We start from the raw sequence: 12,949 nt of genomic DNA, 5'->3' as shown, positions 1-12,949 counted from the left end.
CCTTTAGTCAGCCAGCTTATCCCAAAGAATGTAAGAGCTACAGCTTCCACCCAAAATGTTTTATGCGGAATTGAAACAGGAATAATCATAAATAACATAGGAATAATCATCCCCACGGCACAGATTTTATATATACAATTTCTGATCTTCTTCCTTAAGGTTGGGTTTCCGTCCCCTTTAGTAAACAAAAACATTGAATTATAAGCCAATAAACAGAAGAAGATTCCTGCAGATGTATTGTGAATAATTTTATTTACCCAGATGGGAGTCTGGAAGTAGCCTGCATTAGAAGTGATGTGTAAGGCTTCAAAGACTCCATTAGAATTACCACATGGGAACAATACAATCAGGATGCCGAATACACCACTTATTGTAGTTACAAGATTGTCCTGAAGGTCATATCCGTCATAGCACATGAGCACAATACTTGCAGCAGTAAGGACCATTGCAAGAACCGGACTCACATAATAAGTGATAGACATAGAATCAGGGAAGGTTTCTTTTAACCCTATAGTGCCAAATTTTGACACCATATAAAATCCAAACAAACACAACCAAGGCAGAATCATTCCAAGGAATCCTGCAACGTTACGAATACGCATCATCCAAAGTTTCTTATTCATTTCATTTCTCCTAAATAATATAAAACTGATTTAATTAAATTTTCATGATTTTTTTGTTTATTAGGATTATCTATACGGTCATAAAATACAAAAAATGACCATACTCCGTTATCAAGTCTTACAGTAAGAACAGTATAATAGTTTAGATAGTCTATTCTGATTTCAGAAACTCTTGTAAATAAATCAAGATATTTCACAAGATTCGGATGTATACCAATATCATCTATGAATTCTTCCTCTTCATAACTCTTTCTAGTCATGTTCACGTTCCTGCAGTTCGCTGGCATATTCATCAATAGTTTCCTTAAGCTTTCTTATTTCCTCATCCTTTTCTTTAAGCAGTTCTTTTTGTATTTTATTTTGCAGTTCACAAGTTTTTTCTAAATCAGCTATTATCTGTAAATTAATCTTCCTACCCGTTCCAATTCCTTTCAGATATGCTTTCTGCATTAAGTCAAACTGGAAGTTGATGATGTTTTCCACATTAAAGATTTCCCCCAAATCTTTATCCATTTCTTCTTTTAATTCTGTTTCTGTCATTCTTCATTCTCTGGTATCTCGCACCACTTTTCAATATCTCTGTAAAAATCAACAGATAAACTTACAACATAAGGTTCTAAATTTCCGTCTATTGCAATTCTCATTACATCAACAGTTCCGTCTGTTAATTTAACAAGATAGTCTTTTTCTTCTGTTGGTGTCTGTTCACTGACTTTGTGCCATTGTGTTTTTGCTTTAAGTAGTTCGAGTTCCTTTGCACATTCATCAAGATTTTCGCCAAAATCTATAGCACATTCTATCCACGCACAAAGTTCCTGTTGTTCTTGACTGCTCAACCGTTCATTTCGCAAAATACTATCTTTCAACGGCTTAATGATTCCTTCGTCTTTCAATTTCATCATCAAGTCGTGTTTTACATCTTCTTTAGCCTTGTTATACACAAAGTCTACTCCGTCTAAAAATCCGCACTCATACGCTACTTGCCGTCTTGCGTTGTCGGTATAATCTTTTGCTCTTTCTCCTGCTTCTTTCTCAAGTTCTGTCATTTTCTTTTATCTCCCATTGGTTAATCATTGCGTTCAATTTACAGTACATCTGATTATTCTTATGTTGGTCTGCCCATTTAATATTTGTTCTTGTATCTCTTTTCATTTCTTCAATCTGTGTTTTCAGTTCTGTATTTTCTTTCTCAAGTTCTTTTATTCTTACTTTCAAATCAAGGATTTCTTTATTTTGTTTATCATCAATTTTTTGACACGCTCTATAACGATCATTTGCTTCTTGTATAATTTCTGTAATTCTCTTTTCTCTAGGCTCTGCTCCTGCTACATAAGCATGCTCAACGGCTGATTTAGAAAAGTAAACATTGTCTCCCACTGCATAATCATAATTGCCTTTGTCTGCTTTATTGTCTGTATACGCTCTTGCTTCTTTTTCAAGTTCTTCTTTTAACATTTTTTGCCCCCTAATAATAAGCCTAGAATTGTCTGATTCTTTTCGTTCGTGTATTCATACACGTTGCAATAAAAAGTAAAGGAAACCAGAAAGTTTCCAAAGTTCCTCTGCTTTATTCCGCTGATGTGCATGGCTTCAGTTGCTGTAAGTTCTCCTCTTTCCTGCAGCACTTTCTTCAAAAGTTTTTCTGCTTTTCTGTACTGTTCCTTTCCTGCTAAAGACATTTGCCTGCCTCCTTCCGTCTTCTTGCATAATAGGTTTTAAGGTATTCTCGATGCTGAGCTTTCTTAGCCTCGAACTTTTCTGGGTTCTCCCTCTTCATCTTTTCCCTGTACTTTTTCTGCAGTTCGCAGTTTCTTTTTTTCACTTTTGGATCTGCATTTCTTTTTCTTGCATATTCAGTTTTCTTCTTCTTGAAATAACGATATGTCTTACCTGAACCGGCATAAGTAACAAGTCCTAACTTCTCTCCAGCATCAAAGATTTTATTCTTAAGCTTTACGTTCAGTAAGTTAATCCTTGTCGCTTCAGGGTTACCTGGAACACAACCACCATTGCTGCTGAATAAAGCCATAAGGCGCAAAGGAACTCTTTCAATATTAGACGGATGAAAGTTTCTTGTATTTCCATCAAGAAAGATGTAATTTGAACGTTCCGTACAATCTTCCCATGGATGTGTCTCCATATAGACCCACTTAGCCTTACTAATCCAGACATTGGGCTGGGCAATTTTTATTCTTACGTATCCTTTTTTCACTTGTTCAGAATATAAAGGTCTTTTTGTTCTGTTGTGAGCAAAGCCCTTTGTGCTGTCGGCCGCCTTTAATCTGCTCCGCTGATTATAAAAAGCAACAGCAGAAACTTCCTCTTTCATTTCAGGAAACTTGAAATAAAAATAAGCAAGCGCTTCCTGCCGTTTCATCCCTTTTGTTTCAAGAACAGCTTTATTTAGTGCTGCATTCCATATTTTCCTGAAATGTTTCATTCTTCAATTCCCATATATTTTTCATACATGCCGCCGTTGCTCTTCATTTCTCTGACAACATCAAGCTTAGTTCTGGTCAGCCCGGTAAAAGCATTAGCTAAATCTGCAATACTGTTAGATCTCTCGATAAGTATTTTGGCCTTAGTTTCATCCTCAAAAATAGAATCATCGTTAAGCTTTTCTATCTGATCCAATAATACGTTTTCTAATTCATTCACTTTTGTTTTTTGCATTGCTTTCTCCTTAGTCTCTTATTGTGCGAACTGGCATCAGTTCTTTTGCGTTTTCTGCGCCAATATAGTTACACCATTCTATGTAATCAGTTTTTGACAAAAGGAAACCTTTGCCATTTTTCTTTTTACCGTTAACTTCACACCAGGATTTTAACGTTTCATAATCTTTGGATGTTGCTTCAGCTACAACCTTTGCAGGAAGATATTTGATTTGTTTTCCAGTCTCTTTTGTATCTGGGACGAAACATTTCAAGCCATTTTCAAATGCCAGTTTTTGGCACTGCATAAAAGCTTCAAGTTCTCTTATTGTCGTAATCGATTTCAAACCTTCATATAAGGTAGGACAAGTGTATTTTAAGACTTCAAGAGTCTTTTTATATTCTTCTGTCATTGTAAGCCTCCTCGAAAAAGTTGCTTACATAACACATTTCGCTTTCAAGAACATGAGCGATTACGTTCCTGGAAGTGTGTATTCCCGCCTGTAAGCTGGCAACTAAATTCATAAAATGTAGTCTTGTTCCACGCGACGCGTAGGAATAATAAAAAAAGGATTTAGCAGGACTATTCCCTGCGGTCAATATATGTCAGTCCATACGGACAAGACGACTATTTATTTATCAGCCTGCCTATTGCAGACTGATTTTTCAAAATATCCTGCTGCGCTTTTACTGCTGTAAGCTCATCTATTTTAAGCTTTGCTCTGTCAGCAGGGCTTATATAATATTTTCCTGCGATTGTATTAAAGCGCTTTTCTAATTTTTCGTATCTGGCCTGCATCAGGTCAAACACTTCATCAGCTGGATCTGCAGCAAGAAAGTATTGCTGAACTTCCCTGAGCTTCTGAAGATAGACAAACATCATCTCCAGCTGTGGAATGTCTGCTCCTGATAAAACCTTTATACTTAAAAGATTTTTAGTCAGAAGCTTCCAGTACTTCCTGCAATATTTGTCTGTTATCGTCTTAGGACAACTCACGGAATTTGCATCAAGGATTACAGACGTTGCTTTCAGAACATCAGAAACCTTTTCAGCTTCAGCATCACGGTCCTTACGATAAGTTCCCTGAAACTTCTTAAGCTCTACGCTCTTCTTGATGTTTGGCATTTATCCACAACCTTATCCACATTCATGCGTACTAACGCTCGTTAGCCGTAAATGACATTCTCGCGAGCAAACTCCGGTGTGTGATGACTCGCGATCCAAAACTAGAAAAAAGACCCCCTACCGGTTAGCCTTCTTCCGACCATGTACTTCTCTTGCCGTTACAACAGCATGACAAGACCGACAAAGAACCATGCAGTTCTCTTTCACAAGGAACAGTTCTGGATGTTCCCTGACGGGCTTTATGTGATGAACCTGTAAGTTCTCCCTTGACCCACAATAAGCGCAATACGCGTCTTTTAATAACACAGTCTTTAATTTTCTCCATGCTGGATTTGAGTAATCCGCGGTTCTTTTTGCGTTCTCAAAAGGTTTTCTTGCTGCTCTTCTCTTGTCGCTTTCTGCTTTGTGTTTAGCGCAGAATGAAGAACCAGGAACGCAATATTCATTACAGTTAGGAACACTGCATTGCTTAACGATCATCAGCTGACCTTCCTTGGTTTCACAGTTACAGTCTTTACTTCGTACTGTGACTCCCTTGCTTCACTAACCGCCTTCATGCAGCAATGATTGCAGGGACATTCATTCCTTTGCTTGCAATCATGTTCAGGGCGGCCAAAGAACCTGCAGTAATGTGACCCACAATGTACGCAGTCGTAACAAGACGGATCATCTTTGAAGCTGGAAGTATAAGGCTTATTCAGTCGGACTACAGTATCCGGGATTGAATACCCCTTACGTACTCTTACCTGTCTGCAGGTGTAACCGTTTCTCCAGCATCTTGGACAACAGGTCAGGTTCCCCATGTACTCACACCCACAATTCTCGCAGACGTTCCACCACAGAACTTTTCCCGTTGCTTTACTTGCAGGAGGAAACTTTTCAAACAGCTTTGTTAAGAAAGCTACATCAGGGAACCCAAACCTTTTAGTTCTCTGCGCTAAGGTTTCCTCGTACAATTTTTTTTCATCCTCAGGAGTGTATCCCTCAAGATGTTCCGTAATGAATCCGGCTTCCACCTCTCCAGGAAGTCCGTAATACTCTGTCAGCTTCTCAAGAAGCATTTGTGTGCCTCCACTCATCTTGTAAGCTTAGATAAGCCTCACCTTCTGGCTTTCCTGCTGCAAGCCACTCTTTTTGATGCGTTGTAAACAAACCCACATCAAAACCCGGATTGTTTTTCATTTTCGCGTAGAACCTTTCTGCAGGTGATTGATGATCTACCGCGGATGAACTCTTCAAGAATCGGGAACCGGAAAAATATTCCGGCTTGTACTGTTCAACATTTTTCAAAAAGTCTCCCCAGCTGAACATCTTTTTCCACGTGTCACTCTCAGCAACACCAATGTAGTTACGCACTGTTCCCCTTATGCAGTCCGTACTTTCTCCCCTCATTACTTCCAGAAGCTCCCTGATTTCTTTCTGAGCAAATGTCACAAGTGAATTACTGACCGGAATTTTATATTCAGGAGGTGATTTTGAATTATGCTCAGTGACCATCTGGAATATGTCACGCTGTAAAGCTCCGTAATCAGGGACGGATTCACCTTCTGAATTATTATTTTGGGATAAAGAGTCTTTTGGATCATCACACACACACGCGCTATCCATGTCCGTGTCCATATCCATTTCCTTATCCATATCCATATCCATATCCATATCCGAAAAAAACAAAATATTTTTTTGGTTTTTCGTTGGTTTTTCTTTGGTTTCGTTTTGGTTTTTCGTTGGTTTTTCTTTGGTTTCGTTTTGGTTTTCTTGGTTTTCAGTTTGGTTTTTCTTTGGTGGTCTGCCACCTTTTGAACCATTAGCTGTAAGGATTTTTTGTTTTTTTAAGCTAGAATCTATATTTGGAGTTATGAGTTGCATAAATCCTTTTTCGATTGGAGTAAGCTCAATATCTTCAGGAAGTGCCCCGGACAGTCCGTATACATTAACTAAGTACATAAGCCTGCCATATACGGCCATATCTCCGCCTGAGAACGTCATTGCGGCTTCATGGTAAGAAGGAAACATTGTGAAATGAAACTTTTCGTCCATACTTTATCCTCAGAAAGGGAGCCACAGTTGTAGCTGGTCTTCCTTTGTTTTTTCTTTTTTTTCTGCCAGGAGTAGCTTTACTTCATCCCATGAAGAAGCCTCTCCATTGTTCAGCAGGTCGAGGGCTTGCTTTTCAAGCATTTCCTCATTTTTGTTGCGATACAGCGGATGTTTTACGGCCTTAGCTGCGGCTGTCACTATGTATTTGTAAGAATAGCCCCAGTATTTTTTAAGCCGGGTCATAAGCTCACCTGCTGCATCAAGGGCAAACTCTTCAATATCCGAAGATTTGAAATGAAGCCCTTTTCTTTTTATTTCAAGCCTTGCGGCTTTTCGGCAAAGGACAAGAACAAGTAACCACATCTCATCCCATGCTTTAGCCTCATTCCCGAACTGCCACCGACACCACAAATTGATAAAACGTTCGTTATCATCCTTAGGCTCTGGGTAATCCGGGAAGTTTTCTTTGTTATACTCCCCAAAGAACCAGAGTTGCTCATTCTTCTTTGGGTAGCGCTTCATCAGAAAGGAATATCCTCATTAAAAGTTCCATCTGAAGCTTCAGGAGCTGGGCCAACTGTTGCAGCAAGTTCTTTTACTACAGGTGGAAGTGGCTGAGCATAAACTCTCGGGAAGTCAAAGAAAGCGGCTCCTCTGAATTCACTTACAATGAGTTCTCCAATTTTGCCGGACCATGAAGCAAACTGTTCGTTATTCATTTCAATACCGAAAATTTCCTTAAATCTTGTCCAGCGTCTGTCCCATGCGTCCTGACTCTTGCCTGGCTGTGTAGGACGAGACTTGAACCTTAAGCTGTTAGGTACGGGGCTTTTTACACCTGATACATCCAAAGAAATAACAAGCTGGTCCACAATCTGACCATTATCTACAGACTGCTTGATTTCAGCGGATCTGATTCTTGTTCTGTACTCTTTACCTACTTCAAGGTAGGTTTCGTGCTGAGGCTGAAAGCCTGCTGTGCTGAATGCCATATTTATCTCCTTCTAAATTAGATACGTGTTATTCTTACGAAATAAGGCCCTTCTCTTGCCGGCAACTGCTCTATCATGCAGTGCGCGTTTCTGGCAGCCTCTTTCCTGGTATTGCCAGCGCCCGTTGCGACAACGTGTGTTTTGCGCAGGATAGAAAAGATGCAAGGGCAGTTCTGCAGGGCAAGAACTTCAAAGTGCTCAAGAATAGTTTCATGGCGCTTTAAGTAACGGCTTTGAAGTTTGTCCCAGTCGCATGTAAAGTCCTGATCTACCATCAGGCTGCCTCCTTATGCTCTTTCTGAAGCTGTTCAGGAGTGTAACGGGCCATGCGCTTAAGGAACCCTATGCCAGCATTAGCCCAGAACTGAGCCATACAAGCGTCATTCTTTCCAAAAGCCGCCTGCATTTTGTCCTGACATTCATCAAATCTTTTGTTTAAGTATTCGAGTTCAGACATGTTTTATGTCTCCATAAAAAAAGCCGTTGTTACGTCAGGAGGCTTACAACAGATGACGCAAAAACGGCAATATATCAAAATATCCACTTTTCGAGGTAAAGCAGATAATATGACCGGTTTTATTCTTTCCGGGGCCCTGTAAGCTGACACACCGGAAGAAGATGTTACCCCATGCGGACACATGCGGTTTTATTTTTTTTTAGGCAGAAACTTAAAAGAATGAACTGTCAAGTTCATTCTTTTGTTGCTACCATGGTAGCAACTGAATTTTTACTGGGTTCCGCCCGGAGTCGTAGTTCCGGACGGAGAGGTTAAAAAAGGAGTTACCACATGGGTTTTGTAATTCCCAAATGGGATTTTACACCTTATTTATAATACCCTTCTGGGATTTCGTCAATCTAAAATTTACACATTTTCGATTTTTTTCTCGATTCTTCCGTAATATTGTCCGAAAATGGGAATAACAACGTTTATAAAGGAGTTTTTGCCATGAGTGTCGTAGTTAATGGCTCAGACTTCGTCCTGAGAATGGATGAAAGTTTAAAAAATTTAAAAAAAAATCGTAATGACATGTGTCGCGAAACGGGCTTAAAGCAGAATACTATTTCAAATTGGTCAACTCGTAATTCTGTGCCTCCGCTTGATTCTGCTTTAACTATCGCTCATTACCTTTCAGTAAATATAGAATGGCTGGCAACAGGAACAACGGAAAGTCAGCCTGCCCCGGAACTTGCACAGCTGTTCAGGGACATTGCAGAACTGGATGCGGAAGGGCTCGATACAATCAAGGCCGTTGTAGAGGTCCAGAAGAAATACAGGAAATGACCGTATGAAACATGGAAGGATCAGAAAAGAATTCCCGTATACAACACACAGTATTGAAGTACCCCTTAGAATTGCCGGATATGAATGTAGAGGTCTCATTGATACGGGAGCCTCACTATCTTACATACCACTGTGCACAGCTTACAGGTGCGGACTCCTCAATGGAGACATTCAGTTTTCAGGAAACACTATTAGAGCGGATTCTGCGGTCTACAGGGCAGTACCTTGTACGGCTAAGCTTGAAATATTACAGGAAAAGAACGAAGAAAGTATTATTGAAATTGACGGATTCAAAATGTCCGTTATCATCACGGGAAGACTTGCTGGCGAAACTTCTCCGGCTGAATCAATCCGGAAAAGAGCTTCTCAGGAAGAACGGGAAATCGAAGAAGCGGATGAGCTCGTTTTACTTGGACTGGATTTATTACGATGCGGAGGCTTCTCACTTTCACGACACGGACAAGCCCTTGTTATGACTTTAGAACTATAATTCCATTACAGTAATCTTACAGGAAGCTACCCCTAAAACAGACAGAGAGTTTTCGACGATAATATTTGTGACGATCTGCCAGTTATCGTCCTTAAGAATGGCTGCATCTACAAGCGCGTCAAGAATAGAGCTCAGCCCGTTGTCACTGTCTTTACGGTGCAGATTCTTATGGCAGAATTCCACGCAGATTGTAACAGGTCCGCTGATGGGAGTTTTTATCTTCTGTCTTACAGCCTGACAAAATAAGGATGCAATGGTTGTAGAGTGCCATTCCTGGTAAGCTTTAGAGGGGATTGATTTTCGATTTTGTAAGTTAATACGGCTGTTTTTTTTGGATGGGACTTCTCCGTCAAGCCTGAATAAGTAGTTCATAACAGTACAGTCAAAAAAAAAAGAGTCAGTAAGGTTTTCTTACTGACTCCATGTTACACTGTAAAAACTGTCATATTTAAGGGCTAAAAATAGCCCCGTACAATACTATACATAATGGAAGTAAAAAATTGTATACCCTTGGCTGCCGAAGCAGAGGGTTTTACTGCTCTATCCCGAAAACTGTCGCAAAAACTTCTTTTTGTGCCTGCTGAATTGCAGAATAATCAGTAGGTGTCTGATGCGCTGCGTAGTGCTCAAGCATGGCCTTAGTCTTATGGCCTGTCTGCATCTGTAATAGCTTAGTGTCTACTTTTGTAGACATATATGTAGTAAAGAAGTGTCTCCAGGCATGGAATGTATAGGTCTTAGCCGATTCTTCAGACAATCCTATCTTTACAAGCATTCGCCTTAAATGCTTTACAAAAATATCCTGGTCAATCGGCTGATTAGCCAGTGTAGACCAAAATATGAACCCTTCAAGCCCGTTCACATTTGGCTCGTACGGATTCCGATAGTATAAATCTTTTAGATCTTCCATGATGTCAGGAAAAGGAAACTGTACAAGCCTTTCTTCTCCATTCTTAGGACATTTAAGCCCTTCATCGTCGTTCCAGGAATGGCGGATGTAGATACAGTTCTGCCCTAAGTCCCTGAGCTGTAAGGCCCTTATTTCGCCTGCCCTCATCCCTGTAAGCATGGCTACAAGGTTGGCAAGGCGCGCCCGTTCATCACTCCATTTTACACTGAAAAGAGCGTGTGCAAGCTCAGGAGTAAGAATCCGCCGCTCTTTATACTTGCCGGCAAAAAAAACGATTCCGTGAGTAATGTCTTTAGTGATTATTTCGTGATTTGCAGCCCATTTTAAAGGCGTCAATAAACTGCGCAGAATCTGATTTTTCGAGTGCGGGGCTTTTTCAAGCATGGCAAGGGAAAGGACCTGAGATTCTATATCCTTGCGCGTTATTTCGCCCAGCTTTTTATCTGTAAGAAAACCGCTCCAATAGCGCTCAATAAAGAGCTTCATGTTTTTTACATGGGTCATGTGTATTGAATGACCCTGTCTCAGCTTTTCTGCAACGTAAGGCGATTTATCCCAGTCCCAGAAGTCGCGCACAAATTGCAGTGCATCTACAGAGTCCGGGGCATCATTTATGATAATCTTAGAAACAATATTACGGCGCTGGAGTTCCTGCAGTACATAAAGCAGATCATCATCACCAATATCAAGTTTTCTTATGTCGTTCTTAAACTTTTTAGTCCGGCTAGCCTTAGCTGATTCTTTGTATTCACCGGAGATAAGCCACTGAAAAGCAATTTTTTCTGCTTCAGTTTTGTCTGTTTTTTTTGTGCTTTTTCCGCTAGTGTAGCAGCCGCTTTCAAGCTTAAAACGGACTGACCAGAAGGGAGACGTCTTGCGTCTGTACAGGTAAAATGGGAAATCGTTCATGTGAAGCCTCTTTTGACATCACAAATGGGATGTGACAACAATGCCACAATCCGCATTTATGTGCCTGTTTTCTCGCTTCGCATGTGTCCGCATGGAATAAGGAAAACCGCTCTAAATCCGCTTAGATAGAGAGTGTTGTTATGTTTGACACTTGCCTGGCTCGAACAGGCGACCCTCTGCTTAGAAGGCAGATGCTCTAATCCAGCTGAGCTAAAGTGCCATAACAAAGATAATACTACAAACAAATTTTTGTTTCAATAGCTAAATGCAAAAATTAACTAAACTAATCAGTATAATCGCTTTCGTAAATTGAAACAGATCCAAGAAAGGCAACCTGACTGTAGGACGGAGAAAAAGTTTCATCCTGTCCAACAGAAATTGCATACATATCTACATACCAGGTGCCATCAGAAGAGGCAGACGAATTAAGATAAAGATCAGGATCTCCGCTTACAGGAAGTGGATTTTCATCAGAAGATGTATCATTAGCATTAAAATTAAAACCATGCTTTACAGATGCTCCGTCTGTCCTTTTTGGAAGAACAACAGTTCCGTCCGAAAGGTTAACGGCATAAGTACTGTCGTAACTTGTTAAGGATGTATCTCCCACACAAATTGCACTCTGATAAGCTTCTTCATCACCATAATCGCTTAACCTTACGTAAACATAACGGCTGCTGCCGGAGCTTTCTATTGTAGGGTCGTAACTTCCTGCACTAAAACCCAGGGGCTGATAAGAATACTTTGTAATTACATATTCAGCTGCGGCGGTATAATTAGTACTGCTGTTTAATGTGGCAATGGTAGATTCCCTGCTGACCATATCAGAATAATTATTATAGATTTTATAGTAAATATAAGTACCTAAGAACTGAAAGGTTCCCTGGTCAACATTGTTATCCCCGCCTTCTGTTGTCCTGAATGAAAAATAAAACTGAAGGGGATCAGAAGAAGAATAAATGGCTTCATGAACAGTCTCAGGTGGATCAAGGTAATAATAAGTTTCAAGACCACATGAAGACAAAAAAAATAGTCCTGCAGAAAAAATCAGGGAAACTATTGCTGTTACAAATCTTCCTGTTATTTTCATAGGACTATTATAAAACAAGATTATTATTTAAAACTTAATTCTTACCTGAAGAAGAAAGTTTAATAAGACATGTCTGTGCTAAATTTGCCCAGTCATCATTGTAAGTATCAACTACTTTCTGGTAAATCTTAGCTGCAGCCTTATAATCTTCTGCAAGTTCCATTGCCATTCCATAACGGAAAAGATCATGAGAAGCAAGAAGATATCCCTTAACTGAAGCTGCTGTTTCAAAATAAGAAGCTGCATCCTTATAGTTACCAAGTTCAATGGCACATGAAGCTGCATTTGAGTAGCATACAGGATAAGTGTAAGCTTTTTTATCTTTTGAAGCTGCAGCAAGATAGCAGTCCTGAGCACTTACAAAATCACCAGCATCATAATAAATACCAGCTGCAAGCATGTTGGCACGAACACCAGCTACACCAGATTTAGAAACATATGAACCAAGAGCTTTAATTGCCTTAGCAACAGCAGCATCCTTTTCTGCTTTTTTAGCAGCCTTCTCTTCTTCTGTAAGTTCAACAGCTTTTTCTTCTGTTTCTTCTGTTTCTTCTGCTTCGGCAGTTTCTGAGCTTTCCTTTGCTTCTGCAGAATATTTTTCTTCTACGGCAGCAACTTCGTCAATATAAGACTGTTCAATTGTATAAATTGCACTGAGATTATCATTCTTAAGCTTGTTATTAACAAGAACAACTGCACAAACAGCTACGGCTGCAGCAACAAGAATAATGAATACTGTAAGGATAATTTTACGATACTTTGTAATGAATGATTCAACTTTCTGAGCTGAATCCCCTGTATTTTCTTTCTTAGATTTCTTAAGAGTAAGAACTGTTTCA

24 protein-coding genes and 1 tRNA gene are annotated in these 12,949 nt (G+C 39.9%); 2 read left to right on the top strand and 23 right to left on the bottom strand.

The window, feature by feature from the left end:
• The 18 genes from K6D58_RS08045 to K6D58_RS07960 all read right to left on the bottom strand — a co-directional run.
• Nucleotides 1-623: hypothetical protein (locus K6D58_RS08045; RefSeq protein ID WP_296829488.1), on the bottom strand; the 623-nt coding region annotated here is incomplete at its 3' end.
• Nucleotides 620-883, bottom strand: coding sequence for a hypothetical protein (locus K6D58_RS08040; protein ID WP_296829485.1), 264 nt, complete (start codon nt 881-883; stop codon nt 620-622). The genes K6D58_RS08040 and K6D58_RS08045, both read right to left, overlap by 4 nt.
• Nucleotides 876-1,163 (bottom strand): hypothetical protein, encoded by a 288-nt coding sequence (locus K6D58_RS08035; protein WP_296829481.1) that lies wholly within the window; start codon nt 1,161-1,163, stop codon nt 876-878. The genes K6D58_RS08040 and K6D58_RS08035 overlap by 8 nt, the downstream gene beginning before the upstream one ends.
• Complete coding sequence (locus tag K6D58_RS08030; RefSeq protein WP_296829479.1) at nt 1,160-1,669, bottom strand: hypothetical protein; 510 nt, start codon at nt 1,667-1,669, stop codon at nt 1,160-1,162. The genes K6D58_RS08035 and K6D58_RS08030 overlap by 4 nt, the downstream gene beginning before the upstream one ends.
• Nucleotides 1,656-2,078, bottom strand: coding sequence for a hypothetical protein (locus K6D58_RS08025; RefSeq protein ID WP_296829477.1), 423 nt, complete (start codon nt 2,076-2,078; stop codon nt 1,656-1,658). The genes K6D58_RS08030 and K6D58_RS08025 overlap by 14 nt, the downstream gene beginning before the upstream one ends.
• A complete protein-coding gene (locus tag K6D58_RS08020; RefSeq protein WP_296829474.1) occupies nt 2,072-2,302 on the bottom strand; it encodes a hypothetical protein in 231 nt (76 codons plus the stop codon). The genes K6D58_RS08025 and K6D58_RS08020 overlap by 7 nt, the downstream gene beginning before the upstream one ends.
• The gene (locus K6D58_RS08015; protein ID WP_296829472.1) at nt 2,293-3,063 is read right to left on the bottom strand and encodes a hypothetical protein; all 771 of its coding nucleotides are present in this window, start codon (nt 3,061-3,063) and stop codon (nt 2,293-2,295) included. Before K6D58_RS08015 ends, K6D58_RS08020 begins: the two co-directional genes overlap by 10 nt.
• A complete protein-coding gene (locus tag K6D58_RS08010) occupies nt 3,060-3,296 on the bottom strand; it encodes a hypothetical protein (protein ID WP_296829469.1) in 237 nt (78 codons plus the stop codon). Before K6D58_RS08010 ends, K6D58_RS08015 begins: the two co-directional genes overlap by 4 nt.
• Nucleotides 3,297-3,306: 10 nt before the next feature.
• A complete protein-coding gene (locus K6D58_RS08005) occupies nt 3,307-3,687 on the bottom strand; it encodes a hypothetical protein (RefSeq protein ID WP_296829465.1) in 381 nt (126 codons plus the stop codon).
• Nucleotides 3,671-3,799: a hypothetical protein gene (locus K6D58_RS08000; RefSeq protein WP_296829462.1), complete on the bottom strand. Its 129-nt coding sequence runs from the start codon at nt 3,797-3,799 to the stop codon at nt 3,671-3,673. Before K6D58_RS08000 ends, K6D58_RS08005 begins: the two co-directional genes overlap by 17 nt.
• A gap of 103 nt (nt 3,800-3,902) precedes the next feature.
• On the bottom strand, nt 3,903-4,400 hold the full coding sequence (locus K6D58_RS07995) for a hypothetical protein (protein ID WP_296829461.1): 498 nt from the start codon (nt 4,398-4,400) through the stop codon (nt 3,903-3,905).
• Between the two features lie 117 nt (nt 4,401-4,517).
• Nucleotides 4,518-4,880 (bottom strand): HNH endonuclease, encoded by a 363-nt coding sequence (locus K6D58_RS07990; RefSeq protein WP_296829458.1) that lies wholly within the window; start codon nt 4,878-4,880, stop codon nt 4,518-4,520.
• Nucleotides 4,880-5,461 (bottom strand): hypothetical protein, encoded by a 582-nt coding sequence (locus tag K6D58_RS07985; RefSeq protein ID WP_296829455.1) that lies wholly within the window; start codon nt 5,459-5,461, stop codon nt 4,880-4,882. Before K6D58_RS07985 ends, K6D58_RS07990 begins: the two co-directional genes overlap by 1 nt.
• The gene (locus K6D58_RS07980) at nt 5,451-6,437 is read right to left on the bottom strand and encodes a hypothetical protein (RefSeq protein ID WP_296829452.1); all 987 of its coding nucleotides are present in this window, start codon (nt 6,435-6,437) and stop codon (nt 5,451-5,453) included. Before K6D58_RS07980 ends, K6D58_RS07985 begins: the two co-directional genes overlap by 11 nt.
• A 9-nt stretch (nt 6,438-6,446) precedes the next feature.
• Complete coding sequence (locus K6D58_RS07975) at nt 6,447-6,959, bottom strand: hypothetical protein (RefSeq protein ID WP_296829449.1); 513 nt, start codon at nt 6,957-6,959, stop codon at nt 6,447-6,449.
• On the bottom strand, nt 6,959-7,429 hold the full coding sequence (locus K6D58_RS07970) for a hypothetical protein (RefSeq protein ID WP_296829446.1): 471 nt from the start codon (nt 7,427-7,429) through the stop codon (nt 6,959-6,961). The genes K6D58_RS07975 and K6D58_RS07970 overlap by 1 nt, the downstream gene beginning before the upstream one ends.
• Nucleotides 7,430-7,446: 17 nt before the next feature.
• Nucleotides 7,447-7,704, bottom strand: coding sequence for a hypothetical protein (locus K6D58_RS07965; RefSeq protein WP_296829444.1), 258 nt, complete (start codon nt 7,702-7,704; stop codon nt 7,447-7,449).
• Nucleotides 7,704-7,886, bottom strand: a complete 183-nt coding sequence (locus K6D58_RS07960; protein ID WP_296829441.1) for a hypothetical protein — start codon at nt 7,884-7,886, stop codon at nt 7,704-7,706. Before K6D58_RS07960 ends, K6D58_RS07965 begins: the two co-directional genes overlap by 1 nt.
• A gap of 489 nt (nt 7,887-8,375) precedes the next feature.
• On the opposite strand from K6D58_RS07960, the gene K6D58_RS07955 reads away from it, so the two are divergent.
• Together K6D58_RS07955 and K6D58_RS07950 are read left to right on the top strand one after the other, a co-directional pair.
• Nucleotides 8,376-8,711, top strand: coding sequence for a helix-turn-helix domain-containing protein (locus K6D58_RS07955; RefSeq protein ID WP_296829439.1), 336 nt, complete (start codon nt 8,376-8,378; stop codon nt 8,709-8,711).
• 4 nt (nt 8,712-8,715) lie between these two features.
• On the top strand, nt 8,716-9,201 hold the full coding sequence (locus K6D58_RS07950) for a pepsin/retropepsin-like aspartic protease family protein (RefSeq protein WP_296829437.1): 486 nt from the start codon (nt 8,716-8,718) through the stop codon (nt 9,199-9,201).
• Here the strand turns inward: K6D58_RS07950 and K6D58_RS07945 are convergent.
• The 5 genes from K6D58_RS07945 to K6D58_RS07925 form a co-directional block, all read right to left on the bottom strand.
• A complete protein-coding gene (locus K6D58_RS07945; RefSeq protein WP_296829436.1) occupies nt 9,196-9,573 on the bottom strand; it encodes a RusA family crossover junction endodeoxyribonuclease in 378 nt (125 codons plus the stop codon). The two genes, K6D58_RS07950 and K6D58_RS07945, sit on opposite strands and share 6 nt — an antisense overlap.
• 160 nt (nt 9,574-9,733) lie before the next feature.
• Nucleotides 9,734-11,020, bottom strand: a complete 1,287-nt coding sequence (locus K6D58_RS07940) for a tyrosine-type recombinase/integrase (RefSeq protein WP_296829433.1) — start codon at nt 11,018-11,020, stop codon at nt 9,734-9,736.
• A 145-nt stretch (nt 11,021-11,165) separates the two neighbouring features.
• Nucleotides 11,166-11,240, bottom strand: a tRNA-Arg gene (locus K6D58_RS07935).
• A gap of 63 nt (nt 11,241-11,303) precedes the next feature.
• A complete protein-coding gene (locus K6D58_RS07930; protein WP_296829431.1) occupies nt 11,304-12,110 on the bottom strand; it encodes a hypothetical protein in 807 nt (268 codons plus the stop codon).
• 34 nt (nt 12,111-12,144) lie between these two features.
• Nucleotides 12,145-12,949, bottom strand: an 805-nt coding sequence (locus K6D58_RS07925) for a tetratricopeptide repeat protein (protein WP_296829428.1), incomplete at its 5' end; no start/stop codon positions are given.

Source organism: Treponema sp. (assembly GCF_024696245.1).
Taxonomy (GTDB): domain Bacteria; phylum Spirochaetota; class Spirochaetia; order Treponematales; family Treponemataceae; genus Treponema_D.
This window is presented reverse-complemented; position numbering and strand designations above follow the sequence as displayed.

Coding starts and splice junctions, on each gene's coding strand:
- K6D58_RS08040 (WP_296829485.1), bottom strand. CDS start 883: ATGACTAGAAAGAGTTATGAAGAGGAAGAATTCATAGATGATATTGGT.
- K6D58_RS08035 (WP_296829481.1), bottom strand. CDS start 1,163: ATGACAGAAACAGAATTAAAAGAAGAAATGGATAAAGATTTGGGGGAA.
- K6D58_RS08030 (WP_296829479.1), bottom strand. CDS start 1,669: ATGACAGAACTTGAGAAAGAAGCAGGAGAAAGAGCAAAAGATTATACC.
- K6D58_RS08025 (WP_296829477.1), bottom strand. CDS start 2,078: ATGTTAAAAGAAGAACTTGAAAAAGAAGCAAGAGCGTATACAGACAAT.
- K6D58_RS08020 (WP_296829474.1), bottom strand. CDS start 2,302: ATGTCTTTAGCAGGAAAGGAACAGTACAGAAAAGCAGAAAAACTTTTG.
- K6D58_RS08015 (WP_296829472.1), bottom strand. CDS start 3,063: ATGAAACATTTCAGGAAAATATGGAATGCAGCACTAAATAAAGCTGTT.
- K6D58_RS08010 (WP_296829469.1), bottom strand. CDS start 3,296: ATGCAAAAAACAAAAGTGAATGAATTAGAAAACGTATTATTGGATCAG.
- K6D58_RS08005 (WP_296829465.1), bottom strand. CDS start 3,687: ATGACAGAAGAATATAAAAAGACTCTTGAAGTCTTAAAATACACTTGT.
- K6D58_RS08000 (WP_296829462.1), bottom strand. CDS start 3,799: ATGAATTTAGTTGCCAGCTTACAGGCGGGAATACACACTTCCAGGAAC.
- K6D58_RS07995 (WP_296829461.1), bottom strand. CDS start 4,400: ATGCCAAACATCAAGAAGAGCGTAGAGCTTAAGAAGTTTCAGGGAACT.
- K6D58_RS07990 (WP_296829458.1), bottom strand. CDS start 4,880: ATGATCGTTAAGCAATGCAGTGTTCCTAACTGTAATGAATATTGCGTT.
- K6D58_RS07985 (WP_296829455.1), bottom strand. CDS start 5,461: ATGCTTCTTGAGAAGCTGACAGAGTATTACGGACTTCCTGGAGAGGTG.
- K6D58_RS07980 (WP_296829452.1), bottom strand. CDS start 6,437: ATGGACGAAAAGTTTCATTTCACAATGTTTCCTTCTTACCATGAAGCC.
- K6D58_RS07975 (WP_296829449.1), bottom strand. CDS start 6,959: ATGAAGCGCTACCCAAAGAAGAATGAGCAACTCTGGTTCTTTGGGGAG.
- K6D58_RS07970 (WP_296829446.1), bottom strand. CDS start 7,429: ATGGCATTCAGCACAGCAGGCTTTCAGCCTCAGCACGAAACCTACCTT.
- K6D58_RS07965 (WP_296829444.1), bottom strand. CDS start 7,704: ATGGTAGATCAGGACTTTACATGCGACTGGGACAAACTTCAAAGCCGT.
- K6D58_RS07960 (WP_296829441.1), bottom strand. CDS start 7,886: ATGTCTGAACTCGAATACTTAAACAAAAGATTTGATGAATGTCAGGAC.
- K6D58_RS07955 (WP_296829439.1), top strand. CDS start 8,376: ATGAGTGTCGTAGTTAATGGCTCAGACTTCGTCCTGAGAATGGATGAA.
- K6D58_RS07950 (WP_296829437.1), top strand. CDS start 8,716: ATGAAACATGGAAGGATCAGAAAAGAATTCCCGTATACAACACACAGT.
- K6D58_RS07945 (WP_296829436.1), bottom strand. CDS start 9,573: ATGAACTACTTATTCAGGCTTGACGGAGAAGTCCCATCCAAAAAAAAC.
- K6D58_RS07940 (WP_296829433.1), bottom strand. CDS start 11,020: ATGAACGATTTCCCATTTTACCTGTACAGACGCAAGACGTCTCCCTTC.
- K6D58_RS07930 (WP_296829431.1), bottom strand. CDS start 12,110: ATGAAAATAACAGGAAGATTTGTAACAGCAATAGTTTCCCTGATTTTT.